Source organism: Streptomyces sp. NPDC005423 (genome assembly GCF_040606415.1).
Classification (GTDB): domain Bacteria; phylum Actinomycetota; class Actinomycetes; order Streptomycetales; family Streptomycetaceae; genus Streptomyces.
Map to the genome: position 1 here is coordinate 57239 of NZ_JBEXET010000037.1, position 24517 is coordinate 81755.

Genomic DNA, 24517 nt, shown 5'->3' on the forward strand with positions numbered 1-24517 from the left:
GGCCGCGCGGCCCCCGCTGCTCCCCCCCCCCCCCGCGGGGCGGGGGCGTCGCCCGTGAACGGGGCGACGCGCCACCGTTGGCCTGGGGTGCGGTCATCGGGGACCGCACCCGGCCCTGCCCGGTGTCGCCGGGGGTGGGTCAGCGCTGGCCGCCGCCGTGGTGCCAGCCGTCGTGGTGGCCGCCGTCGCGGTGGCCCCAGGTCACCGTGGAGACGGGCCGGCTGCGGTCGTTGCGCAGGGTCAGGGTGCCGGCGCGGTCGTTCCACGCGTCGCGCGTGCGGTTCTGGTACAGGTCGGTGCGGGTGTCGTGGCCGGCGCCGGTGTGCACGAACACCGAGGAACGCGCGCCCAGGCGGTAGTGGCGGAAGGTGTAGGTGTGGCCCTCCCGGTCCGACAGGGTCCAGCGGTCGAGGTTGACCACCTCGCGGGTGCTGTTGGTGACCTCGACCCATTCCTGGTTCAGGGCGCGGTTGGAGTGGTCACGGCCCGGGACGTCGTACTGCACCTTGGTGATCTCCACGCTCTGCCGGTGCGGCGCGTGGTCGGCGGCCGACGCGGGCAGCGTCACCGCCGCGCTCAGGGCGCCCACCGCGAGGGCGGCGGCAGCCAGCCGACGGGCGGTTGCGGTCGTGGAAACGGTCATGAGTACCCCTTGGTGGTGCGGGTGCGTTGCCGACCGGTTGGCCGTGCCCCCTTACGGTGCAGGTACTTCGCGGGAAATAGGCGGGGAAGCCGGTGGACATTACCTACCATTAACCGTTCTATGACACTTGACTGTAATATCCATTTATGTGCTGTAGGCGTCGGATTGACGTCGTCGATGGAGTCTTTTCAGCTGAGGCGGGGGCTTCGGCCGCCGATTCGCCATGACACGCCACCCCGCCCGCGCTCCGCCCGTCACCCGAAAGTGGGTAACAGCCCTGACGTGCCGGTTCAGCGCACCGGGAAGCCGAACGAGTACCCCTGCTGCTTCAGCCACGGCAGCACCTGGCGCAGGGCCGCCACCGTCTCGGAGCGGTCGCCGCCGGCGTCGTGGAACAGGACGGTGGGTCCGTTCGCCACCTCGCTCTTGACCGTGGCGACGATGGCGTCGGTGCCGGGCCGCTCGAAGTCCTTGGAGTCGGCGTTCCAGCCCAGCGGCCGCATGCCCCGGGACGCGGCGAGTTGGCGGCTGTACGGGGTGAAGGCGCCGCCGGGGGCCCGGTAGTACAGCGGGCGGACGCCCCCGGAGGCCTTGGTGATCATGTCCTCGGCGGCCAGGATCTCCCGCGACTGATACGAGGCGGGCTTGTGGTCCATGGTGGTGTCGTGGGACACCGTGTGATCGCACAGCCGGTGCCCGGCCGCCACCACCGACTTGACCAGATCGGGATGGGCGCGGGCTTCCGGGCCGATCATGCAGAAGGTGGCCTTGACGCCGAACTCCCGGAGGACGTCGAGGACTTGAGGCGTCCAGACCGGGTCGGGTCCGTCGTCGATGGTGATGTTGACGCCCCGGGCGCCCCGGTCCGAGGCGTGCGCGATACCCGCCGACACCGGCACCCGGGCGGGGGTCGCGGCCCCCGGGTGGTGTGCCGCGGTGTCCGCCGCGGACCGGCCGCCGATGGGTCCGGCCTGGGCGGTCCAGACCGAGGTGGCGGCGGCCACCGCCGTCACCCCGACCGCCGCCGCGAGTACCCGGCCGTACCAACCCCGCCCGCCATGCCTTGCCATGTCAGCCCTGTTCCCTGTCGCCCTGGTGGATCCCGTGCACCTGTCAGGACGGAGACGGGGGTGCGGGGGATCCGTCTGTTACCGACCGCGCACAATTCCGCGCGGGTTCCGAGACGCAAGGGGAACGAGCGGGGCGGCGGCGGGCAACGCGACCGCCACGGGCGCCCTTCGGTGCCGAGGCGGGGGCCCGGCCGAAAAGTGTTCCCACAGCGCGTGAACCGCCGTACCCAGCGGCCAGTTTGAGCCGTTGAGTTGTTGTCGCCATGACAATTCTGTGGACGTGGTGCGACTCTTCTGTCCGAACACCCACCAGGCGTTCACATTCCCCTCACCTTCCTCCCTCAACTGCCCGGTGCCCGGCAGTGGTTGAAGCCGCGCACCGTTCACCCGCGCGCCGCCGGAGGGCCCACCCGGCCCGAACCGCTCTCCCGGACTCCGCCGAGTCCGCTCACCCCACAGAAGGAGAACGCCTTGTTCCGGCATGACCGCCATCCGCACCGCCCCGCATACCTGACCACCCTCGTGCTCTCCGCCGCGGGCACCCTGCTCGCGGCCGGTGTCCAGACCGGCACCGCCTCCGCCGCCCCCGCCGACGCCGGCCACCGGCCCGGCGCGAAGATCCTGGCCACCCCCCGGGCCGGTGCCGCCCCGGCCCGGCTCTCACCGGCCCGGCACGCCGCGCTCGTCCGGAGCGCGACGGCCGCCGCCGCGACCACCGCGAAGAGCCTCGCGCTCGGCGCCCGGGAGAAGCTCGTCGTCAAGGACGTCGCCGAGGACGCCGACGGCACCGTCCACACCCGCTACGAACGGACCTACGCCGGACTGCCCGTCCTCGGCGGCGACCTGGTGGTGCACGCCAAGGACGGTCTGCTGTCGGTGTCGAAGGCCGCGAGGTCCGCCGTCTCCGTACCGAGCGCCGCGCCGAAGGTGCCCGCGACCGCCGTACGGGCCAAGGCGATCGCGGTCGCGGCGAGGGCCGGCGGCGAGAGAGTCCGGCTCGCCGGCGCCCCGCGTCTCGTCGTCTGGGCCACCGGCGCCAGACCGGTCCTGGCGTGGGAGTCGGTGGTCACCGGTTCCCAGGCCGACGGGACACCGAGCGAACTCCACGTGATCACCGACGCCGTGAAGGGCACGTCCCTCTCCCGCTTCGAGGCCGTCGAAACGGGCAGCGGCACCGGCCAGTTCAACGGATCGGTGCCGCTCAACACGACGCTCTCCGGCTCGACGTACCAACTCGTCGACGGCGACCGGGCCGGGCACCGCACCTACGACCTCAACCAGGGCACCTCCGGCACCGGCACGCTCTTCACCGACGACAACGATGTCTGGGGCGACGGAACACCGGCGAACCGCCAGACGGCGGGCGTGGACGTCGCGTTCGGCGCGGCGGCGACCTGGGACTACTACAAGGACGTCTTCGGCCGCTCCGGCATCCGCAACGACGGGGTGGCCGCGTACAGCAGGGCGCACTACGGCAACAACTACGTCAACGCCTTCTGGTCCGACACCTGCTTCTGCATGACCTACGGCGACGGCTCGGGCAACACCCACCCGCTGACCGCGCTCGACGTGGCCGCGCACGAGATGAGCCACGGCGTCACCGCCGCCACCGCGGGTCTCGCCTACTCGGGCGAGTCCGGTGGCCTCAACGAGGCCACCTCCGACATCTTCGCCGCCGCCGTGGAGTTCCACGCCGACCTGGCCGCCGACGTCCCCGACTACCTCGTCGGCGAGAAGATCGACATCAACGGTAACGGCACACCGCTGCGTTACATGGACAAGCCCTCCAAGGACGGCGCCTCCCGCGACTACTGGAGCTCGACCCTCGGCAGCGTCGACGTCCACTACTCCTCGGGCCCCGCCAACCACTTCTTCTACCTGCTCTCCGAGGGCAGTGGCGCGAAGACCGTCAACGGAGTCGCCTACGACAGTCCCACCTACGACGGCCAGGCCGTCACCGGCATCGGCATCGACAACGCCCAGCGCATCTGGTACCGGGCACTCACCACGTACATGACCTCGACCACCGACTACGCGGGGGCCCGCACCGCGACGCTGCACGCCGCCGCCGACCTCTTCGGCGCCTACAGCCCCACCTACCTCGCGGTGGCGGACGCCTGGGCGGGCATCAACGTGGGCAGCCGGATCGCCCTGGGCGTCAACGTGGCCCCGATCGGCGACCAGATCAGCGGAGTCGGCCAGGCCGTCTCCCTGCCGGTCAGTGCCTACACCACCAACTCCGGTGCGGCGCTGACCTATTCGGCCACGGGGCTGCCGGACGGACTCACCCTCAGCGACACGGGGCTGATCTCCGGCACCCCGACCACCCTCGGCAGCAGCGACGTCACGGTGACCGTCACCGACGACACCGGCGCCACCGCCACGGTGAGCTTCGCCTGGAGGATCGCCGACATCTACGCCAACGCCACCCGCGTCGACATTCCCGACAACGGCGCGGCCGTGGTGTCACCGATCACCGTGACCGGCCGGCCCGGCAACGCCTCGGCCACCACCCAGGTCTACGTCAAGATCGTGCACACCTACCGCGGTGACCTGACCGTCGACCTCGTCGGCCCCGACGGAACCGCCTACCCGCTGCTGAACCGCAGCGGCGGCTCCGCCGACAACGTCGACCAGACCTTCACCGTCGACGCCTCCGCCCAACCCGCCTCCGGTACCTGGACGTTGCGCGTACAGGACCACGCCCCGATCGACGTCGGCTACATCGACCAGTGGCAGCTGACCCCCTGAGCCGAGCGCCCACGACCGCCGGCCCCGGGAGGTCACCCTCCCGGGCCCGGCGCCGGTCACGACGGGGACGCGCGGCAGAGCAGCGCCGCCGGGCCCGGTGAGCTGCCCAGCCGGGTGGTGAAGGCGATGCCGGCCGCGTACTCGTCGGCGGCACACTGGCCCTTGTAGGCGCCGGAGGCGAACTCGCCGCCCGCGTTGTCGGCGGGCCGGTTGTCGGAGCGGTCGAACCAGACGGTCCGTCCGGTGCCGCCCAGCGCCGTGCGGGCGGGAGCGCACAGGCCCGCCGACACCCGCTGGCCGCGCAGGCTGTAGCCGATGAGGAACTGCCCGGCGGGGCACTGCAGTTTGGTGTAGCCGCTCGCCCAGTCACCGCCGGACGGCACGTACCGCTCGTCGGTGACGACCGTCTGGCCGCTGCCCGTGGCCCGCAGGTCGCCGGCGGTCGTGTCGGTGCACAGGCCGCGTCCGCCGCTGTGCGCCAGGCCGATCAGCCGCAGACCGTCCGGGCAGGCCGCCTTGTAGGCCCCGGAGTCCCAGTCGCCGGCCGCCCGCACCCGCGACGACCGTACGGCGTCACCGTGGTCGGTGTCGAGCATCCGCCAGTCGGCCACCGGCGCGACGTACCCCGTGCGGGACGTGGCCGTCATGAGGTGGCTCCAGGCGGTACCGCGCCAGTCGTCCTGGTCGAGGATGCCGTAACGGTGCCCCGAGGTGTCGTAGCGCAGCAGCGCCCAGTCGTCGTGGCCCTCCCAGCCGACCAGCGGCCAGTAGGCGAAGTCGGCGTCGTGGTCGGCGAAGTAGTCGGTGATGTTGCCGAACCAGGCGCGCGCGGCGGTGCCCGTCTCGCCGGCGCCGATGCCGAACTCGCTGACCCACACCGGCGCCGTGTAGTGCTGTCCCTCCGTGGTGACGAAGAAGGCCTGGTCGCCGAGGACTTGGTACAGCTGGTCGCGGGTCAGGTCCTTGTAGCGGGCGTCGTGGGTCTCGCCGATCCCGGTGGCGCCGCTGTGCCGGGGGCCGGTGTAGCCGTAGAAGTGGGCCGAGTAGACCAGCTTGTGGGCGGCGAGCAGGGTGTGCGACAGGGTGCGTACCGGGGTGAGGGTGGGGCGGTCGTGGGGGAGTCCGTCGACGGGCAGGCCGGTCCAGTTGATGCCCTCGATGACGATGAGCAGGTTCGGGTTGGCCTCGGTGAGGACGCGGTCCGCGGCGAGCTGGGCGGCGGTGTACCAGTCGTGGTCGTCGCCCAGGCCCCAGTTGGGGTCGTCCAGGACGTCACGCCGTACCTCGTTGTAGAGGTCGGCACCGACCACCCGGGGGTCGTCCGCGTACCGGTGGGCCATGAACACCCAGTCGTCGGCCCATTGTTGGGTGGACTGGCTGCTGTTCCACCGTTCGTTGCCGTCGATGCCGCAGCACCAACGCGAGGTGTTGGTGTGGTTGTTGAGGACGACCGCGAACCCGTCCCCGGTGAGCGCGGCCACCACCGCGTCGTAGATCTGCAGGGGTGTCCGCCCCCGCAGCCGCGGATTGGCCGTGACGGCCGTGTCCGGTACCGGAGTCGTGCCGTGGATCATCTCGTCGGAGAACGGCAGTCGGACGCTGTTGATGCCGAGTGCGTGGAAGTCGGCGAGGAGTTGGGGGAGCGGGGCGCGGTCCAGGCCGAGGGGGATGCCGTAGGAGTCCTGTCCGGCGTGGTGGTCGGCCGGATCGTCGGCGCTGCCGCTTCCGGTCCAGGAGCCCTGTGCTCCGTCCCAGTTGGCCGACTTCAGCCGGAACCGGTTCCCCTGCGCGTCGACGATGTACCGGCCACGGGTGGAGAGCGGGGCCTGCCAGGTGTCGGCCAGGGCGGGGGCGTCCGCGGTGCGGGGGAAGGGAGTCGCGGCGACCGCGGCGGGTGCCGTGGTCAGCAGCGCGAGGACCGCGGCGAGTAATGTCAGGTACTTGACAACAGGTGAGGTGGACATCCGGTCCTCTGTGGGGCGCGGGAAGGGGGGAGCGCGGGAAGGCGGGGGCGGGAAGAGGTGTGAACGCGGCTGCCACCCTACGAAGGAACGCCCGTCAGCGGAACCTCTCGTCCCCGACACCGCGCCGCCGCCATTGAGCGCGGCCCCTGTCGGTTTCCGTACCCACGCGTGACGACCGGGGGCCGGATGCGAGGATGTGGCGCCATGACGACAGGGCGGTGTGCGCGCACGGTTCGGGCCGCGGTGTTCGCCGCCGTCTGCGTGCTGCTCGCCGCCCTGGGACACGTCCTCATGTCGGGCGACCACGTACCCGCCCGGGCGCTCGCCGCCGCGCTGGTGGCGACCGGTGCCGCGGGCTGGTCGCTCGCGGGCCGCGAGCGGGGGCTGCCGCTGATCGTGACGGTCGTGGTCGCCGCGCAGGCCGCCCTGCACTCGGCGTTCTCGCTCGCCGCGCCCCGGAACGCCCCCATGCCGGGCATGGCCATGGGCCCGGCGGACACCGCATCCATGGCCGGCCTCCGCATGGACTCCCTGGACATGGGACACATGGGGCCGGGCCGGCCGGACCTCATGGGGTGGGCGCCGGGCGGCGGTACCTCGTCGGCCGGCATGCTCCTGGCCCACCTGCTCGCCGCGCTGCTGTGCGGACTGTGGCTCGCCTACGGGGAGAAGGCCGCGTTCCGTGTGCTGCGGGCCGTCGCCGGATGGCTGGCCGTGCCGTCGCGGCTGCTGTCGGCCGCGCTGCCCGCCACCCCGGACCGCCCGCGCGTGCGGATGCGCCGCCGCTGCCCGGACCGGGCGCCGCGACTGCTCCTTCTCGTCCACGCGATCACCCTTCGGGGCCCGCCGGCGGGGACCGCTGTCGTCTGAGACAGCCGGTACCCCGGGGCCGCCCCCGTGCGCCCCGGGCCCCGGTCCCGCGTCCGCCTGAGCGCCGCCGCGGGGCCGTCACCCCGCCCACCGGACCGGGCGCGTTCCGGCGTGCCCCGGTCCGGTCCCGGATGACCGAGAAGGACACCAGGTGATCACTCCTGCCCTGCCCGCCTCACGCGACAGAGCCGCCACACCGGCCTGCGCGGACGAGGTGACCACCGCCTGGGCGCTCGCCGCCCGGGGCGGCGACCCGGAAGCGGTCGCGCGCTTCGTCGGCGCGCTCCACCGAGACGTCCTGCGCTACGTCGCCCACCTCTGCGGCGATCCCCAGGCGGTCGACGATCTGGCCCAGGACACGTTCCTGCGCGCCCTCGGCAGCCTGCACCGCTTCGAGGGCCGCTCCTCGGCCCGTTCGTGGCTGCTGGCCATCGCCCGGCGCGCGGTGGTCGACAGCTACCGGTACGCCGCCGCCCGTCCCCGGCTCTCCGACGTACCGGAATGGCAGCCGGCCGTCGAGCATGCCCAGCCAGTGGGCCTGCCCGGCTTCGACGACGGTGTCGTCCTGCTCGACCTGCTGGCCGCGCTGCCGACGGAACGGCGGCAGGCGTTCGTCCTCACCCAGCTGGCCGGTCTGCCGTACGCGGAGGCGGCCGAGCTGAGCGGCTGTCCGGTCGGCACGGTGCGGTCCCGCGTGGCGCGGGCCCGGGCCACCCTGCTGGCGCTGCTGGCCGAGCCGGACGACGAGCCCGACGTGAACCGCGTGAACCGCGTGAATCACCAGGAGGTCGTCCGGCCGGTCGCCTGAGCGGTCGGGACGGCGGGCGTCAACGAACGCCCGTGCGACGGCACAGCACGCGCCCGCCGTCCCGGCGCCCGATCAGGCCGACACGGTGGCGAACGGTCCCCGGGCGCCGAAGACGAGGTCGGCGAAGCGCTCGCCGATGCGTTCGTGGGTGGCGGCGTCCGGGTGGAGCTGGTCGGGGAGGGGCAGTTCGGCGAAGTCGGTCTCGCCGTACAGTTCGCGGCCGTCGAGGTAGTACAGGTGCGGGTCGTCGGCCGCGCGCTGTCGCACGATGCGGGAGAGCTCGTCCCGGATGACCTGGAGCGTCAGCTTTCCGGCGGCGCGCTCGGCGGGGTCACCCGCCGCCGTGAACTGAAGCCGCTCTTCGGCGAGTTGACCGAGGTCGGCGGCGCTGGGGCCGGGCGTCTCCTCGTGGATGGGGCACAGCACGGGCGAGACGACCAGCAGCGGAGTGGTCGGATGTCCCTCCCGTACGGTGTCGAGGAAGCCGTGCACCGCCGGGCCGAAGGCGCGCAGCCGCATCAGGTCGGTGTTGACCAGGTTGATGCCGATCTTGACGCTGATCAGGTCGGCCGGGGTGTCCCGCATGGCGCGGGCGGTGAACGGGTCGAGCAGGGCGCTGCCCGCCAGCCCGAGGTTGATCAGCTCCACCCCGCCCCGGGAGGCGGCCAGCGCGGGCCAGATCGTGGTGGGGCTCGCCGCGTTGGAGCCGTGGCTGATCGAACTGCCGTGATGCAGCCACACCTTGCGCCCACTCGCCGGCACGGCCTCGACCGGTGCGTCGGTACGCAGGTCGAGCAGCTGGGTGATCTCGTTGTACGGCAGCCAGATCTCGACGTCCTTGAGCCGGTCGGGGAGTTCGGTGAACCGGACGGTGCCGACGGGACCGGGCCGGGTCTCCGTCGCCCCCGTCACCATGTCGACCATCAGGACGTCACCGCCGGACGTGCTCGCCCGCCCGGCGAGCCGCCCGTCGATGAGCAGGTCGTACACGCCGTCCGGGCGGGACGGGGCGCCGACGTAGGCCATCTTGGTGCGGAGCGTGTCCAGTTCGACCGCGGTGGCCCGGGTGCGGAACACCACCCGTACCCCGGAGGGCTGGGCCTCCGCCATAGCCAGCTGCCCGTCGGAACACTGGGCGCGGGCCCGGGCGGGGAGGCGGTGCGGCAGTAGCCCGCGCCCGGTGTGCTCCACGTCGAGCGCGCCGCGCAGGAGTCCGGCGGTGACGGGGGTGACGGTCCACTCCGTGGCCTCGGGCGCGGCGGAGTCGGGGGTCGGTCTGGGAGAGTTCATGATCCCACCCTGTCAACCGGATACCCGATCCGCACATCCGTTTCCGGCCGGCGCCCCCGGGCAGCGGACTGTCCGGCTACTCCTTGCCGGCCAACATCCTTGCCAGTACGGCCCGTTGCAGCGGCTGAACCTCCGTGTGGAGTGCGCGGCCCCTGCGCGTGAGCGCGACCCACACGCCCCGGCGGTCCTCCACGCACACGGAGCGCTCCACCAGACCGTCCTTCTCCAGCCGGCCGATCAGCCGCGAGAGCGCGCTCTGGCTGAGGTGGACGCGTCCGGCCAGGTTCTGCACCCGGCACTGGTCGCCCTCCTCGGGTGACTCCGAGGCGAGGATGTCGAGCACCTCGAAGTCGCTCGCGCCGAGGCCGTGCGGGTGCAGCACGCGGTCGATCTCGCACATCGTGCGGGCGTGGACGGAGAGGATGTCCCGCCACTGGTTCTCCAACTGCCCGGCGCCGACCGTGTTCACTGCCATACCCGCACGGTAACACCGATCCGGCTATGGTTGAGTGCGCAACTACTGCATGCGCACACAACCGGCCGGTCCGGCGGTCCTGGCCGCCGGACCCCCGCTCAGGCGACCGGGTCCTGCCCGAGCCCGATGAAGTTCCCGTCCGCGTCCTTCACATAGGCGATCAGCTTGCCGCCGCCCACGTCCTTGGCGTCCTGGACCAGCTCGGCCCCGGCGTCCAGCAGCGCCGCCAGGCGCCCCCGGAGGTCGGTCACGGTCCAGTACGGCACCGGACCGGTCATCCCCTTGGCGTGTCCGTTCGGGTCGAGCCCGATGTCCTGTCCGGCCGCCTTGAAGCCCACGTAGTAGGACTCGTCGGCATACGGCTCGACCCCCAGCAGGGCGCTGAACAGCGCCTTCGCTCGGGTGACGTCCTTGACGGGGTAGATGATGGTGTTCACGCCGGCAGTCATGGCGTACTCCTCCGTGCGGTGCGGTCCGACGGATCTCGTCGGTGGATTCACCGTAGGGCGGGGCTACGTCCCGTGGCTTCTCGAATCCTGACCGCTTGCTCCCGACGGGTCCCCGCGGTCACCCCGTCACGTCGAGTCCCGCCGCACCAGCTCCGTCGGCAGGATCACCGCCGCCGTCTCCTCGCCGCCGATCTGCGCCAGCAGCACCCGCACCATCTCGGCGCTGATCCGGTCCCACGGCTGGCGGATGGTGGTCAGCTCGGGGCGGGACGCCAGGGCGGCGGGGGAGTCGTCGAAGCCACCGACCGCGACATCCTGGGGGACGCGCCGCCCCGACCGTTCCAGCGTGGTCAGCACCCCCTGGGCCATCAGGTCGGAGGCCACGAACACGGCGTCCAGATCGGGCGCCCGCGCCAGCAGGTGTTCGGCGCCGGTCTCGCCGCTGCGCCGGCTGTAGTCACCGGAGACGACGAGCCGTTCGTCGTACCCGATGCCCGCCTCGGCCAGCACCTCCCGGTAGCCGGCCAGCCGCTCCACACCGCCGGGGGTGTCCAGGGGGCCGGCCACCACGCCCACGCGGCGGCGGCCGAGGGAGAGCAGGTGGCCCACCATCTCCCGGGCGCCGTCCCGGTCGTCGGCCGCCACATAGCTCACCTTGGAGCCGAGCCCGAGCGGCTTGCCGCACGCGACCAGCGGCACCCCGGCCGCGCGCAGCTCCTCGGCGACCGGGTCCCCGGAGTGGCTGGAGACCAGCAGCACCCCGTCGACATGACCGGCCGTGATGTACCGGGTGATGCGCCGCCGCTCGTCCTCGGTGCCGGCGAGCATCAGCAGCAGCGGGATGTCGTGCGCCGCCAGCGCCTGGGTGCAACCGCGCAGCAGGACATTGAAGTTGGGGTCCTCGAAGAACCTCTCCTGCGGCTCCGTGAGCAGGAAGCCGACCGAGTCCGAACGCCCGGTGATCAGCGACCGCGCGTGCCGGTTCACGACGTAACCCGTCCTGCGGATCGCGGCGTTGACCGCCTCCTGGGCGGCCGGACTGACGTAGTGCCCGCCGTTGAGTACCCGTGAGACGGTGCCGCGCGAGACGCCCGCCTCGCGCGCCACGTCATGGATCGTCGGCGGCCTGCGCCGACCCCCCGTATTGCTCATGGTCACGACTCTACGGCCCCCGGCGCCGATCAAGACCCCGCGGGCGAGGACGGATCGATCACCGGCGCGGGCGGCCCGGGAGCCCCCGCCCCCGGGCCCGGGAGAGGGGCGGGGGAAGCTCGGCCCGAGCCTATGGGAGCGTTCACAGGAATGAACCACCTCACCTCTTGTCAGACGTCACCGCTCTGCGGTTATCCTGGGATTGCGCCTCGGCGTCATGTGTGCACGTTCCCAAATTATCGATACCGGGAGAGATCCATGCCGGAGACCGCCCCCAAGGGCCTCACCAGGCTCGCCTTCGGCGGGGACTACAACCCCGAGCAGTGGCCGGAGAGCGTCTGGGAGGAGGACGTCCGGCTGATGCGGGAGGCCGGCGTCACGATGGTGAGCGTCGGGATCTTCTCCTGGGCCCTGCTGGAACCCGCGCCCGGCGAGTACGACTTCGGCTGGCTGGACCGGATCATCGGCCTGCTGCACGCGAACGGCATCCGCGTCGACCTCGGTACGCCCACGGTGGCACCGCCCGCCTGGTTCTACCGCGCGCACCCCGAGGCGCTGCCGGTCACCGCCGACGGCACGCGCTACGAGTTCGGCTCGCGCGGCGCGATCTGCCACAGCAACGCCGCCTACCGCGCCGCCTCCGCCGAGATCACCACCCGCCTCGCCGAACGCTACGGCGACCACCCGGCCCTCGCGCTGTGGCACGTCTTCAACGAGTACGGCGTTCCCGTCTCGGCCTGCTACTGCGACTCCTGCGCCGCCCACTTCCGCCGCTGGCTGACCACGGCGTACGCGACGGTCGACGGCGTCAACTCGGCCTGGGGCACCGCCTTCTGGGGCCAGCGCTACGCGGACCTCGACCAGATCAACCCGCCCCGGCTCACCCCGACAGCCGTCAACCCGGCCCAGGCGCTGGACTACCGGCGGTTCGCCGACGCCACGATGCGCGAGAACTTCGTGGCCCAGCGGGACATCCTGCACCGTCTCTCGCCCGGCGTCCCGGTGACGACCAACTTCATGGCCGCGCTCAGCCAGTGCGACTCCGTCGACTACTGGGCCTGGGGCCGCGAGGTCGACCTCGTGACCAACGACCACTACCTGATCACCGACGGCCGCCGCACCCACGTCAATCTCGCGATGGCCGCCGACCTGACCCGCTCGGTGGCGGGCGGCGCCCCCTGGCTGCTCCTCGAACACTCCACCTCCGGGGTCAACTGGCAGCCCCGCAACCCCGCCAAGGCGCCTGGCCAGATGGCCCGCAACTCCCTCTCGCACGTGGCGCGCGGCTCGGACGGCGCGATGTTCTTCCAGTGGCGCCAGTCCCGCCGCGGCGCCGAGAAGTTCCACTCGGCGATGCTCCCGCACGGCGGTACGGAGACCCGGGTCTGGCGCGAGGTCGTCCGACTCGGCGCCGCCGTCGACTCGTTGAGCCCGGTCCGGGGCACCCGCACCGAGGCCGACGTGGCCGTCCTGTGGGACTGGCAGTCCTGGTGGGCGCAGAACCTCGCCTGGCGCCCGAGCGAGGACCACGACCCCCGTGAGCGCGCCGACACCTTCTACGAGGCCCTCTTCGACCGCCATCTCACGGTCGACTTCGCCCACCCCGAAGCCGACTTGTCGGCCTATCCCCTTGTCGTCGTGCCCGCCCTCTACCTGATGACCGAGGCGGCGGGGGAGAACCTGAAGCGGTACGTCGAGAACGGCGGCACCCTCGTCGTCTCCTACTTCTCCGGCATCGTCGACGAGCACGACGCCGTCCACGAGGGCGCCTGCCCCGGCGCCCTGCGGGACGTACTCGGCCTGACGGTGGAGGAGTTCTCCCCGCTCCTGGCCGGCGAACGGGTGCGCGTCACCGGGCCCGGCGGGGCCGAACTCACCGGCGACGTCTGGACCGAGTTCGTCGTCCCGCGCGGCGCCGAGACCGTGTGGACGTACGCCGAGGGCCTCACCGCCGGCCGGCCGGCCGTCACCCGGCACCGCCTCGGCGGGGGCACCGCCTGGTATGTGTCGACCCGCCTCGACGCGCGGGGAGTGGACACCCTGCTCGGCCGGGCGGCGCAGGACGCGGGCATCGCCCCGCGCGCCGAGCTGCCCTACGACGTCGAGGTGGTGCGGCGCCGCGGGGAGTCGGGCAGCTATCTGTTCGCGGTCAACCACACCGGGGCGGACATCAAGGTGCCGCTCACCGCCGACGGCACCGAGCTGCTGACCGGGGAGCGGGCCGAGGGCGGTCTCGCGGTGCCCGCCGGAGCCGTGCGGGTGGTCCGGCTCGACGGCTGAGCGGCCCCCCTCCACCCGCGCGAGCCGAGAGCCACGGGTGGAGGGGCTCTCACTCCGGGGGCGGTTCGCCCGGCCGGGGGCGGCCGTCCCGGAGGGAACCGGTCGGCGGCGGCCCCTCGGCATCGTCCCGCTCGGCGGCGTCCTTCCCGGCAGCGTCCCCCGGGGTGTCCGCCGCCCCGGAGCGCAGCAGCGCGTCGGGGTCGCCGAACCGCTCGCACAGCAGCCGGCCGAGCAGCGCGCCGCCGTAGACGACGAAGCCCACGCCGACCAGCCAGGACTCGACCACCAGGACGGTGCCGACCGGGCCGTAGCTGACGGCGTTGGTGACCAGGAGCGGGGTGAACACCAGGTAGGAGAACCAGCGCAGGCCGACCAGGCCCGCCATCGTGGCGAGGGCGCCCGGCAGCAGGTGGCGCCAGCGCACCCGGCGGTGGAGCAGGAAGTGCGGGCCCCACCAGAAGAACAGCAGCCCGGCCGCCATGCTGAGCGCGATCCGGGGCGTGCCGCGCACGACGTTGCGGGCCTGTACCTGGGCGTACAGGTACCCCATCAGCATGACCAGCCACACCAGTTGGCGCCAGATGCGGTGCCACGGGTCGCCGGTGGAGCGCCAGACCCGCTCGTAGGCGTTCTGCACGCTCGACGCGAAGGAGAGGCCGAACAGCGCGAGCAGGGCCACGCTCCACGCGCTGGTCGTGCCGATCACCTTGCGGGGCGGGGTGAAGACGTCGGTGAGCGCGCGGGCGGACCGGCCGGACAGGTCCATGCCGTCCACCAGCCACAGCGCGAAGCCGCCGTGCCCCAGCGGATCGGCCGCCGCCACCACGATCAGCAGGGGCGCCAGCGTGACCAGGGCGAGGGTCGCGAAGCCCATCGCCCGGTGCATCAACTCCAGTTCTCTGCCGCGTCGTTGGAGCTCCGCGAGCCCCAGCCGCCGCCACACCGTGGCGAGCACCCTCACCGCGGACACCTCGCACCGCGGGCGGCCGACCCTGACATGGGACTCCCACCTTCCTCGCGGCCGGACTCCGCTGCGCGCGGAGCGGCGTGTGTGCCGAGTGGCCGGGAACGTGCGCCGCAAACGTGGACATGCGACGCGGTGCCCGGGACGCCCCGCGCGGCCGTGCCAGCATGGGCCCTCCCGGCCTCGTCGAAAGGGTTCCCATGGACCGTCCCACGGCGCTGGTCGCCCGGCACTATGTGGCGATCGGCGGTAGCGGCCCCGAGGACGTGGTGTCCGACGGGCGCGGCCGGGTGCTGACCGGTGTGGCGGACGGCCGCATTCTGCGACTCGACGGGCTGACGGACCCCGGGACGGCCCGGGTGGAGACGCTGGCAGACACCGGCGGACGGCCGCTCGGTCTCCAACTCCTTCCGGACAATGCCCTGTTGGTGTGCGACGCGCACCGCGGACTGCTGCGGGTCGGCCTAGGCGACGGCAGCGTCCGGGTCCTCGCCGACTCGGTGGCGGGGGAGCGGCTGCGGTTCTGCAGCAATGTGGTCGCGCTCTCCGACGGCACCGTGTACTTCACCGTCTCCAGCCGCCGCTACCCCCTGGAACAGTGGATCGGCGACCTGGTCGAACACACCGGCACGGGGCGGCTGTTGCGGCTCGCACCGGGTGACGGCACCCCGGAGGTCCTGCTGGAGGGGTTGCAGTTCGCCAACGGGCTGGCCCCGAGCACCGACGAGTCCTTCCTGATCCTCGCCGAGACAGGCGCCCGCCGGCTGACCCGGTACTGGCTCACCGGACCGCGGGCGGGGCGGAGCGAGCCCTTCGTCGAGGACCTGCCCGGCATGCCCGACAACCTCTGGCGGGCCGGACCCGGCGGACCGACCTGGGTGGCGCTGGCCGGACCCCGGGTCCCCCCGCTCGATCTGCTGCACCGCGCTGCTCCCGCCGTACGCCGGGTCGCCGCCCGCGTCGCGGTGCGCGCGCCCTACCGCCCGACGGGCATGATCGGCGTCCTCGCGGTCGACGACGACGGGCAGGTCGTCCACCACCTCGCCACCGGCGGCTCGCCGTTCCGCATGGTGACCGCCGTCTGCGAGGCGGCGGGCCACCTGGTCCTGGGCAGCCTGCGGGAACGCGGCGTCGCGCTCTGCCGGCCGTCCGGCCCGAAGTGACCCCGCCGCACCCCGGCGGTACCCTGTTGACCGGCCGTGGGCACTGCGCACGGCGCGGCGGTGGGGCCCGCCCGAACCGCGGCAGTGGCGCCGCCAACGGTCCCTACTTGTGAAGGCGTGCGCCCACAGGGCCCCCGACGAGTAGGAGACGTACGGCCATGACAGTTCCGGAGGCCGGGAGCGTGCGCGCCCCGGCCGAGGCCGCGCGCCCCTCTCCCCGGCGGGGTCAGGGACCCGTGGTCGCGGTGGTGGCGCTCGGCGGCGCGATCGGCGCCGTGGGACGCTACGCGGCCTCCCTGCGGTGGCCCGCCGAGGCCGGCGGATTCCCCTGGGCGACCTTCTGGACCAACGTCGTCGGCTGCGCGGTGATCGGCGTCTTCATGGTGGTCATCACCGACGTGTGGGCCGCCCACCCGCTGGTGCGCCCGTTCTTCGGCACCGGTGTGCTCGGCGGCTTCACCACCTTCTCGACGTACGCCGTCGACGTCCAGCGGCTGGTCGACGGGGGGCATCCGCGCACCGGACTGGCCTATCTGGCGGCGACCCTGCTCGCGGCCCTCGCGGCGGTGTGGTGCGCGGCCACGGCGGCGCGGCGGGTGCTGAGACGGAGGCGGCGATGACCCGGTTGATCGGCGACGCCCTGCGGGTGACCGTCTTCATCGGTGAGAACGACACCTGGCACCACCGGCCCCTCTACAGCGAGATCGTGCACCGGGCACACGCGGCGGGCCTCGCGGGCGCCAGCGTCTTCCGGGGTGTCGAGGGCTTCGGTGCCTCCTCCCGGATCCACACCTCGCGGCTGCTCTCCCTCAGCGAGGACCTCCCGGTGGCGGTCGTGATCGTGGACACCGAGGAGCGCGTGCGGGCGTTCCTGCCGCAGCTCGACGAACTCGTCACCGAGGGACTCGTGATCCTCGACCACTGCGAAGTGCTCCGGTACACCGGCCGCGAGCCCGGAACCGGCAAACCGGACGCCAAGGGTAAGAGGTAAGTGTGAACTGGCTGTTGGTCGTCGCGGGAGCCGTGGTCGGTGCCCCGCTCCGCTACCTCACCGACCGCGCCGTACAGGCCGGACACGACTCCGTCTTCCCGTGGGGCACCTTCGCCGTTAACGTCACCGGGTGTCTGGTCCTCGGTCTGCTCACCGGTGCCGTGAGCGCCGGAGCGGCGGGTTCGCAGCTCCAACTCCTCGTCGGGACGGGGCTGTGCGGGGCCCTGACGACGTACTCGACCTTCTCGTACGAGACACTGCGGCTGACCGAGACGGGGGCGGGTCTCTACGCTGCCGTCAACGTCGTCGGCAGCGTGACCGCGGGCCTCGGAGCGGCATTCGCCGGGGCGGCGGTCGCGCGGGCCCTGTGGGCGTAAGCGCTCCCAGGGCTCCCGCGCCCGAGCGTCTCCATCCCTCCCACTATTGTCTACAGCACTGTCGACCAACTCCTCAGAACTGGATCCCATGAGTGTCATCAGCGTCGGTCAGGCCGCCGTCCTCGGAGTCATCGAGGGGGTGACCGAGTTCCTGCCCGTCTCCTCCACCGGCCATCTGAAGATCGCCGAGGGGCTGATGAGCATCCCCGTCGACGACAACGCCGTCGTCGGGTTCTCGGCCGTCATCCAGGTCGGCGCCATCGCCGCCGTGCTCGTGTACTTCTTCAAGGACATCGTGCGGATCGTCTCCGCGTGGGGGCGTGGTCTCCGCAACCGTGAGGAGCGCTACCACCACGACTACAAGTTCGCCTGGTGGGTCATCTACGCGACCATCCCGATCGTGATCGTGGGCCTGGCCGCCAAGCCGCTCATCGACGGGCCGCTCGGCTCGCTGTGGGTGGTCGCCGCCTCGCTGATCGTCGGCAGCGGTGTCATGTGGGCGGCCGACCAGATGGGCCGGCACAAGCGCGGTGAGGACGACACCACGTTCAAGGACGCGATGCTGGTGGGCAGTTCACAGATCCTCGCCCTGCTCTTCCCCGGCTTCTCCCGCTCCGGCGCCACCATGTCCACCGGTCTCATCCTCGACCTGGACCGGGTGGCCGCCACCCGGCTCTCCTTCTTCCTCGGCATCCCCGCCCTGACCGGCGCGGGCCTCTACGAGCTGAAGGACGCCCTCGGCACGGGGGTGGGCGCCGCGCCGCTCGTCGTGGGCACGGTCGTCTCCTTCGTGGTGGCCTACGCCTCCATCGCCTGGCTGCTGAAGTTCGTCGCGAAGCACTCGTTCAACGCCTTCGTGATCTACCGGATCGTCATAGGTCTGGCGCTCTTCGGGCTGCTCGGCACCGGGGTGCTCGACAGCTGACACGGGCGGACCATCCGCGGCAGGGGCCGTGCGGCCGGAACTCCGGCCCGCACGGCCCCTGCGTCGTTCCCCGCCGTCCGCCGCCGTTCCCCGCACGACCTGCCCCGGGGGCACAATGGCGATCATGACCTCGTCGATGACCTTCCAGCCGGTCCTGGAGCGCATCGCCGGTGAGATCGAGCGGACCCCCGGCCGCGGCCGGCCCGCCGACTACATCCCGGCGCTCGCCGCCTGCGACCCCCGCCGCTTCGGCATGGCCGTCGCCGAACCGGACGGCACGGTGTACGGAGTGGGGGACTGGCGGCAGCCGTTCTCCACGCAGTCCATCACCAAGGTCTTCACCCTCGCGCTCGACCTGGCCCGCGAGGGCGACGAACTCTGGGAGCACGTGGGCCGCGAGCCCTCCGGCAACCCCTTCAACTCGCTGGTCCAGCTGGAGTACGAGAACGGCATCCCCCGCAACCCGTTCATCAACGCGGGCGCGCTCGTCGTCACCGACCGGCTCCAGACCCGTACCGGCGACGCCGCCGGGGAGTTGCTCGCCTTCCTGCGCGCCGAGAGCGGCAACCCGGCCCTCGACTTCAACAAGGAGGTCGCCGCCTCGGAGTCCGCGAACGGCGACCGCAACGCCGCCCTCGGCCACTTCATGGCGTCCTACGGCAATATCGACAACCCGGTGCCCGTCCTGCTCGACCAGTACTTCCGGCAGTGCTCGATCGAGGCGTCCTGCGCCGACCTGGCCCTCGCGGCCGGTTTCCTGGCCCGGCACGGCGTCCGCGCCGACGGCAGCCGGCTGCTCAGCCTCAGCCAGGCCAAGCAGGTCAACGCGGTGATGCTGACCTGCGGGACGTACGACGCGGCGGGCGAGTTCGCCTACCGGGTCGGGCTGCCCGGCAAGAGCGGCGTCGGCGGCGGGATCATCGCGATCGTGCCGGGCCGCTGCACGATCGCCGTATGGGGCCCGGGACTCGACGAGCGGGGCAACTCGGTGACCGGGGTACTGGCCCTGGACCGCTTCACGACCCTGACCGGGGTGTCGGTGTTCTGACCGGCCGCCCGGTGCTCCGAGCGAGGAACGCGCCGGGCAGCGGCGGCCTCCGCCGCACCCGGCTCGTGGGCGGGACGGCGAGGACGGACCCCGCCGCACACGGCGGTCACGCGCAGGCCGTCGCGCGGGGGCCGGCGCGTCGCCTCGCGGCCATCCGGCGTTGACACGCTGCCCAGGTGTCGGCCATGGCCTTTCCCGTAGATCTCCGCCGCTGTCAGGTGCTCGGTCTCGCCGGTACCGCCTTCCTCGCGCTGGGCGGTGAGAGCGCCGGAGCGCTCCCCGCCCGCGAGTTGCTCGCCCCGGCCTCGGCCCGGGCGGCACTGGGGCTGGTCGGCGTGTACTTCGGTGTCGTCCTGCTGATAGCGGCCTGGCTGCTGCTCGGCCGGCTCGTCCGCGGCTCCGAGCCGCCCACCCCGCGCTCACTCCTGCTCGTCCTTGCCGTGTGGGCCGCCCCGCTGCTGCTCGCGCCCCCGCTGTTCAGCCGGGACGTGTACAGCTACCTCGCCCAGGGCGCCATGGTCGACGCGCACATCGACGTCTACGCGTACGGCCCCGCCCAGCTCGGCGGCCCCCTCGCCGACGAGGTCGCCCCGCTCTGGCAGCACACCGGCGCCCCGTACGGCCCGGTCTTCCTCGCCGCCGTCTCCGCCCTCTCCGGGCTGACCCGCGGCGCGCTCCCCGCCGGACTCCTCGGCATGCGGCTGCTCGCCCTCCTCGGAGTGGCGCTGATGGCCGCCGCGCTGCCCCGGCTCGCCCGGCACAGCGGCGCCGACCCGGCCGCCGCGCTGTGGCTGGGCGCCCTCAACCCGCTGGTCCTGCTCCACCTGGTGGCGGGCGCCCACAACGACGCGATCATGCTCGGCCTGCTCGGTGTCGGCCTGGTCGCCGCCCTCGGCCGCCGACCCGTCCTCGGCGCGGTACTCGTCACCCTCGCCGCCCTGGTCAAGGCGCCCGCCGCGCTCGGTCTCGCCGCCGTCGCGGTGCTCCAGATCAGCGCGGGCCGCCGCCCGGCGCGGGCCGTCGCGGCCACGGCCGCGGCGGCCCTCGCCACCACGGTCGCCGCCACCGCCGTGGCCGGCACCGGCTACGGCTGGATCGGCGCCCTCGACACCCCCGTGTCGTCCCGCAACTGGGCCCTCACCAGCCTCCTCGGCCGCGCCACCGGCGCCCTGCTGGAACGGCTCGGCAGCGGACTCTCCCCGTTCGCCGTCCCGGCCTGGCACGCCCTGGGACTCGTGATCACCGCCGCGACCGTCGCCGCCATCTGGCTGCGCCTGCGGCCCCACCCGGTCTACGCGCTCGGCCTGAGCCTGGCGGTGGTCGCCGCCTTCGGCCCGGCGATCCGGCCCTGGTACGCGCTGTGGGGCCTCTTCCTGATCGCCGCCGCCGCGCCCAGCACCTCCGTACGGCACCGGGTGGCGGCGGTGACCGGCGTGCTCGCCCTCGCGGTCCTGCCCAGCGGCGGCCCCGCCGACGTCGGACAGCTGCTCCTCGCCGTCTCCGGCGGGACGCTCGCGATCGTCGTCCTGTGGCAGGCCCGGCAGGCGGCCCAGGTTCCGGCCCTGTCCCCGTCCCCGGGACAGCCGGCATGAGGCTTCCCCGCACCGACCGCGGCCGGCTCCTGGCGGCGGCGGCCCTCGTCACCGCCGTCGCCTGCTTCACCGCGACCGTGCCGCTGCTGCGCGACTGGTTCGACCTGCGCGTCTACTACGGGACCGTCGACAGCTGGTTCCACCACGGCGGCCGGATCTACGACTACCGGGTGCCCGGGACGACGTACGGCTTCACCTACCCGCCGTTCGCCGCCGTCGGCATGGCGCCGATGGCGCTCGTCGGCCTGCGCACGGCGATCGTCGCCGCGCTGCTGCTCAACCTGGTGGCCCTGGCCGCCGTACTGCGCCTGCTGGCCGGGCCGCGATGGCGGCGGTACGGCTGGTTCCGGTGGGTGACGGCGCTCTGTCTGCTGGCGCTCTTCGAACCGCTCCGCGACACCTTCAGCTTCGGGCAGGTCAACCTCGTACTGCTGGCCCTCGTCCTGGCCGACGCCCGGCTGCTCGCCACCGGACGGGGCCGCTGGGCCGGCGTCGGTATCGGCCTCGCCGCCGCGATCAAGCTCACGCCGGCGCTCTTCATCGGCCTGCTGCTGGTGGCCAGGCGCTGGAAGGCCGCCGGGGTCGCCTCCGCCGTGGCTCTCGCGGCGACCGGACTCGCCGCCTGGGTCGCCCCGCAGGCCTCCCGTTTCTACTGGACGCGGGCGCTGTGGGACACGGGCCGGGTGGGCCGCCTCGACTACGTCTCCAACCAGTCGTTGCAGGGCGTACTGGCCCGGCTGGGGGAGCCCGGCCGGCCGGTGTGGGCGACGGCCGTCCTGCTGGTGCTCTGCGTGTGGGCGGTGCGGTCGCGACGCGCGGTCGCCGCGGGGGACTGGACGGCCGCGTTCGCCCTGACCGGGCTGACCGCGTGCCTGGTCAGCCCGATCACCTGGGTGCACCATCTGGTGTGGCTGCTGCCGTCCTTCGCCGTGCTGATCCGTACCGGGCACCGGCGGATCGCGGGCGCCCTGTACGCGCTGCAGTGCAGCAGCGTGGTGTGGCTGTGGTTCGACGACGCCTCGGGCATCGACGGGTTCCTCGGCGGCAACACCTACACCTGGATCACCCTCGGCCTGCTGTGCCGGCTGCCGGCCGGTCAGCCCCTGCCGGGCCGGCCGCTCCTGAGCCGCAGGGCCAGCGCCACGGCCGCCGCGCCCAGACCGGCCGCCGCGACGATCGCCGCCGTCTCGCCCCAGCCCGGTCCGTCGTCCGCCACGGCGGCCGCGGCCACCGGGCGGGCGGCGGGCCGCGGTCGGGGCCGGGCCCGCAGCGCGTCCAGCGAACCCACCGGATCGACCCGTCCGGCGGCGGCGAAGCCCCAGTCGAGCAGCTCGCGCGCCTCGTCGTACACCGCCAGTCCGCCGCCCGCCTGAGGGTTCATCACGGTCACGACGAGTGTCCGGCCCGCTCGCCGCGCGGCGGCGACGAGGGTGTTCCCGGCGTTCGTGGTGTAGCCGTTCTTCACCCCGATCAGCCCCGGATACCGCCCCACGCCGTCGTTCCCGGTCAGCAGCCGGTTGGTGTTCTGGATCTCGTACGGACCGTCGTCACCGGGGAAGAGGGCCTCGGCCGTGGAGCAGTACCGGGCGAAGTCCGCGTTGTGCAGCCCGGCCCGCCCGAACACCGCGAGGTCGTAGGCCGAGGAGACCTGGCCGTCGCTGTCGTAGCCGTCCGGGGACTCCACGTGGGTGTCGAGGGCGCCCAGGGAACGGGCCTTGGCCTGCATCCGGGCGGCCGTCGTGCGCCAGCCGCCGTTGAGCGCGGCGAGCACGTGCACGGCGTCGTTCCCGGAGTGCAGGAAGACTCCGTGCCACAGGTCGGCGACCCGGTAGGTGCGGCCCTCGGCGACTCCGACGAGGCTGCTGCCCTCGCCGATTCCGGCCAGTTCCGGCGCGGTGACGCGGTGCTGGAGGCCGCCGGGGAGGACGGGCAGCACGGTCAGGGCGAACAGGGTCTTGAGGGTGCTGGCCGGGGGCAGCGGGCGGTGGGCGTCGCGCGCGGCGAGGACCTGGCCGCTTTCCGCGTCGGCGACGAGCCACGACAGCGCGGAGGGGGTCGGGAGCTGGGGTGCTCCGGGGCGGAGCCGGACCTGGGTCTCGGGGCGGTCGAGAAGGGACGGTGCCGCCTCGGTGGCCCGGGGGGCGCCGGGTGTGCCGGGATCCGATCCGGTGCGGGCGGTCGCCGCGACGGGCGTGAACGCCAGCATGCCTGCCAGACAGAGGGCACAGGTCGACACGACAGTCCGGGATGAGAATCCGATGGTCATACCGCAAACGTAGGAACGGAGTCGCCGTTCACCGCGCTGCCCGGGCCGAGGGAGGCCCGCGAGTACCCGGATGCCGCACGCCGGCCGCTTGGACGCTAGGAGCCGGCGGCTCGGTCCGCGGGCGTCGCCGGCAGCGTCGGCTGGATGCGGCGCAGGAAGGTCGCGTTGTCGGGGGTGTCGCGCAGCCGCTCCAGAAGGGTCTCCAGACTGCCCTGGGCGTCCCGCGTCCGCAGGGCCCGGCGCAGTCCGCGCATGCCCGTCAACTCGGCCGCGGAGAGCAGGAGTTCCTCGCGTCGGGTGCCGGAGGAGTCGATGTCGACGGCCGGGAAGACGCGGCGGGAGGCCAGTTCGCGGCTGAGCCTGAGCTCCATGTTGCCGGTGCTCTTGAGCTCCTCGAAGTAGAAGTCGTCGGCCCGGGAGCCGGTCTCGACCAGCGCGGTGGCGAGGATGGTGAGCGAGCCGCCCTCCTCGGCCAGCCGGGCGGCGCCGAAGAACTTCTTCGGGCCGATCAGCGCGGTCGCGTCGACTCCGCCGCTGAGGGTGCGTCCGCCGGACGCGGCGGCGTTGTTGTGCGCCCGGCACAGCCGGGTCAGCGAGTCGAGGAGGATCACGACGTCCTCGCCCGACTCGACGAGCCGCTTGGCGCGCTCGATGACGAGCTCGGCCAGCGCGATGTGCTGCCGGGGCGTCTTGTCGAAGGTGGAGGCGTACACCTCGCCGCGCACCGAGCGCCGCATGTCGGTGACCTCCTCGGGGCGCTCGTCGAGCAGCACCACCATGAGGTGGGCGCCGGGGTGGTTGCCGGCGACGGCGGCCGCGATCTGCTGGAGCAGCACGGTCTTGCCGGTCTTGGGCGGGGCCACGATCAGCCCGCGCTGCCCCTTGCCGACGGGTGCGACGAGGTCGGCGATCCGCCCGGTGAGACCGGCCGCGGGGTGTTCGAGCCGGAGCCGCTCACGCGGGTGCAGTGGGGTGAGGTCGCGGAAGTGGCGCCGGCCGCGCAGCTCCCCGGGGGTGCGTCCGTTGACGAACGCGACCTCGGTCAGGGCGCGCTGCCCGCCGCGAACGCCCTCCACGAGGTCGCCCTTGCGCAGGCCGTGACGGCGGATCAGCGCCGGGGAGACCTGGAGGTCGGTGGGCGAGGCCTGGCAGCTCTCGGCCCGCAGGTGCCCCTTCCCGTTGCCGTCGATGTCGAGGAGACCGGTGGCGGCCTGGACGCGGGGCCGCTCCTGTACCGGGGGGTGTTCGAGTGTGGTGGTCATGGTGAGTGTCCTTACGTTGTAGCTGGGTTGGTTTCGGTCACTCGTAGGATCGAAAGACCCAGGGATGCTGGGTGTGGCTTGGTGGGTTCAGCCCAGTGGTGGCTTGAAAGGATTGGCCGCTCGGCATCCCGCGACGACTCGACCACTCATTGGGATGCGCGGCACAAGATCGCTTGG

The 24517-nt window shown here is 73.0% G+C and carries 21 protein-coding genes and 1 pseudogene; 12 read left to right on the forward strand and 10 right to left on the reverse strand.

Annotated elements, in window-relative coordinates; genetic code table 11:
- Nucleotides 1-139: 139 nt before the first annotated feature.
- On the reverse strand, nucleotides 140-643 hold the full coding sequence (locus ABZT12_RS29900) for a lamin tail domain-containing protein (protein ID WP_356390245.1): 504 nt from the start codon (nucleotides 641-643) through the stop codon (nucleotides 140-142).
- Between the two features lie 290 nt (nucleotides 644-933).
- Nucleotides 934-1713 (reverse strand): polysaccharide deacetylase family protein, encoded by a 780-nt coding sequence (locus ABZT12_RS29905; RefSeq protein WP_356390247.1) that lies wholly within the window; start codon nucleotides 1711-1713, stop codon nucleotides 934-936.
- Between the two features lie 471 nt (nucleotides 1714-2184).
- On the opposite strand from ABZT12_RS29905, the gene ABZT12_RS29910 reads away from it, so the two are divergent.
- Nucleotides 2185-4464 carry a M4 family metallopeptidase gene (locus tag ABZT12_RS29910; protein ID WP_356390248.1) on the forward strand — a complete coding sequence of 760 codons (2280 nt, stop codon included), beginning with the start codon at nucleotides 2185-2187 and terminating at the stop codon, nucleotides 4462-4464.
- Nucleotides 4465-4520: 56 nt separating this feature from the next.
- Here the strand turns inward: ABZT12_RS29910 and ABZT12_RS29915 are convergent, their stop codons facing one another.
- Complete coding sequence (locus tag ABZT12_RS29915) at nucleotides 4521-6428, reverse strand: cellulase family glycosylhydrolase (protein ID WP_356390250.1); 1908 nt, start codon at nucleotides 6426-6428, stop codon at nucleotides 4521-4523.
- Between the two features lie 204 nt (nucleotides 6429-6632).
- Here ABZT12_RS29915 and ABZT12_RS29920 point away from each other — a divergent pair, with 204 nt between their 5' ends.
- Together ABZT12_RS29920 and ABZT12_RS29925 are read left to right on the forward strand one after the other, a co-directional pair.
- On the forward strand, nucleotides 6633-7298 hold the full coding sequence (locus ABZT12_RS29920; RefSeq protein ID WP_356390252.1) for a hypothetical protein: 666 nt from the start codon (nucleotides 6633-6635) through the stop codon (nucleotides 7296-7298).
- A gap of 151 nt (nucleotides 7299-7449) precedes the next feature.
- Nucleotides 7450-8106: a sigma-70 family RNA polymerase sigma factor gene (locus ABZT12_RS29925; protein ID WP_356390253.1), complete on the forward strand. Its 657-nt coding sequence runs from the start codon at nucleotides 7450-7452 to the stop codon at nucleotides 8104-8106.
- 72 nt (nucleotides 8107-8178) lie between these two features.
- On the opposite strand, the gene ABZT12_RS29930 is transcribed toward ABZT12_RS29925, so the two are convergent.
- The 4 genes from ABZT12_RS29930 to ABZT12_RS29945 form a co-directional block, all read right to left on the reverse strand.
- Entirely contained in the window at nucleotides 8179-9396 is a 1218-nt protein-coding gene (locus ABZT12_RS29930; RefSeq protein WP_356390255.1) for a GDSL-type esterase/lipase family protein, read from the reverse strand.
- Nucleotides 9397-9472: 76 nt separating this feature from the next.
- Nucleotides 9473-9871 (reverse strand): MarR family transcriptional regulator, encoded by a 399-nt coding sequence (locus ABZT12_RS29935; RefSeq protein WP_356390257.1) that lies wholly within the window; start codon nucleotides 9869-9871, stop codon nucleotides 9473-9475.
- 98 nt (nucleotides 9872-9969) lie between these two features.
- Entirely contained in the window at nucleotides 9970-10320 is a 351-nt protein-coding gene (locus tag ABZT12_RS29940; protein WP_356390259.1) for a VOC family protein, read from the reverse strand.
- Nucleotides 10321-10446: 126 nt separating this feature from the next.
- The gene (locus ABZT12_RS29945; RefSeq protein WP_356390261.1) at nucleotides 10447-11478 is read right to left on the reverse strand and encodes a LacI family DNA-binding transcriptional regulator; all 1032 of its coding nucleotides are present in this window, start codon (nucleotides 11476-11478) and stop codon (nucleotides 10447-10449) included.
- 252 nt (nucleotides 11479-11730) lie between these two features.
- On the opposite strand from ABZT12_RS29945, the gene ABZT12_RS29950 reads away from it, so the two are divergent.
- On the forward strand, nucleotides 11731-13752 hold the full coding sequence (locus ABZT12_RS29950) for a beta-galactosidase (RefSeq protein WP_356390263.1): 2022 nt from the start codon (nucleotides 11731-11733) through the stop codon (nucleotides 13750-13752).
- A gap of 49 nt (nucleotides 13753-13801) precedes the next feature.
- Here the strand turns inward: ABZT12_RS29950 and ABZT12_RS29955 are convergent, their stop codons facing one another.
- The gene (locus ABZT12_RS29955) at nucleotides 13802-14713 is read right to left on the reverse strand and encodes a ribonuclease BN (protein WP_356390265.1); all 912 of its coding nucleotides are present in this window, start codon (nucleotides 14711-14713) and stop codon (nucleotides 13802-13804) included.
- Nucleotides 14714-14916: 203 nt separating this feature from the next.
- Between ABZT12_RS29955 and ABZT12_RS29960 the strand changes: the two genes are divergently transcribed.
- From ABZT12_RS29960 to ABZT12_RS29995, 8 genes are all read left to right on the forward strand, one after another.
- Entirely contained in the window at nucleotides 14917-15879 is a 963-nt protein-coding gene (locus ABZT12_RS29960; protein WP_356390267.1) for an SMP-30/gluconolactonase/LRE family protein, read from the forward strand.
- Between the two features lie 158 nt (nucleotides 15880-16037).
- Nucleotides 16038-16499, forward strand: a complete 462-nt coding sequence (gene crcB / locus ABZT12_RS29965) for a fluoride efflux transporter CrcB (protein WP_356390269.1) — start codon at nucleotides 16038-16040, stop codon at nucleotides 16497-16499.
- Complete coding sequence (locus ABZT12_RS29970; RefSeq protein WP_356390271.1) at nucleotides 16496-16870, forward strand: DUF190 domain-containing protein; 375 nt, start codon at nucleotides 16496-16498, stop codon at nucleotides 16868-16870. The genes crcB (ABZT12_RS29965) and ABZT12_RS29970 overlap by 4 nt, the downstream gene beginning before the upstream one ends.
- Before the next feature lie 2 nt (nucleotides 16871-16872).
- The gene (crcB, locus tag ABZT12_RS29975; RefSeq protein ID WP_356390273.1) at nucleotides 16873-17247 is read left to right on the forward strand and encodes a fluoride efflux transporter CrcB; all 375 of its coding nucleotides are present in this window, start codon (nucleotides 16873-16875) and stop codon (nucleotides 17245-17247) included.
- Between the two features lie 88 nt (nucleotides 17248-17335).
- A complete protein-coding gene (locus tag ABZT12_RS29980) occupies nucleotides 17336-18172 on the forward strand; it encodes an undecaprenyl-diphosphate phosphatase (protein ID WP_356390275.1) in 837 nt (278 codons plus the stop codon).
- 115 nt (nucleotides 18173-18287) lie between these two features.
- Nucleotides 18288-19220, forward strand: coding sequence for a glutaminase (locus tag ABZT12_RS29985; protein WP_356390277.1), 933 nt, complete (start codon nucleotides 18288-18290; stop codon nucleotides 19218-19220).
- Nucleotides 19221-19405: 185 nt separating this feature from the next.
- On the forward strand, nucleotides 19406-20812 hold the full coding sequence (gene mptB / locus ABZT12_RS29990) for a polyprenol phosphomannose-dependent alpha 1,6 mannosyltransferase MptB (protein WP_356390278.1): 1407 nt from the start codon (nucleotides 19406-19408) through the stop codon (nucleotides 20810-20812).
- Nucleotides 20809-22185, forward strand: a complete 1377-nt coding sequence (locus tag ABZT12_RS29995; RefSeq protein ID WP_356390280.1) for a glycosyltransferase 87 family protein — start codon at nucleotides 20809-20811, stop codon at nucleotides 22183-22185. The genes mptB and ABZT12_RS29995 overlap by 4 nt, the downstream gene beginning before the upstream one ends.
- A gap of 11 nt (nucleotides 22186-22196) precedes the next feature.
- On the opposite strand, the pseudogene ABZT12_RS30000 reads toward ABZT12_RS29995, so the two are convergent.
- Together ABZT12_RS30000 and rho are read right to left on the reverse strand one after the other, a co-directional pair.
- Nucleotides 22197-23078 (reverse strand): annotated as a pseudogene (locus ABZT12_RS30000) (serine hydrolase); the annotation flags it as partial.
- Between the two features lie 95 nt (nucleotides 23079-23173).
- A complete protein-coding gene (gene rho, locus ABZT12_RS30005) occupies nucleotides 23174-24340 on the reverse strand; it encodes a transcription termination factor Rho (RefSeq protein ID WP_356390282.1) in 1167 nt (388 codons plus the stop codon).
- Nucleotides 24341-24517 lie beyond the last annotated feature (177 nt).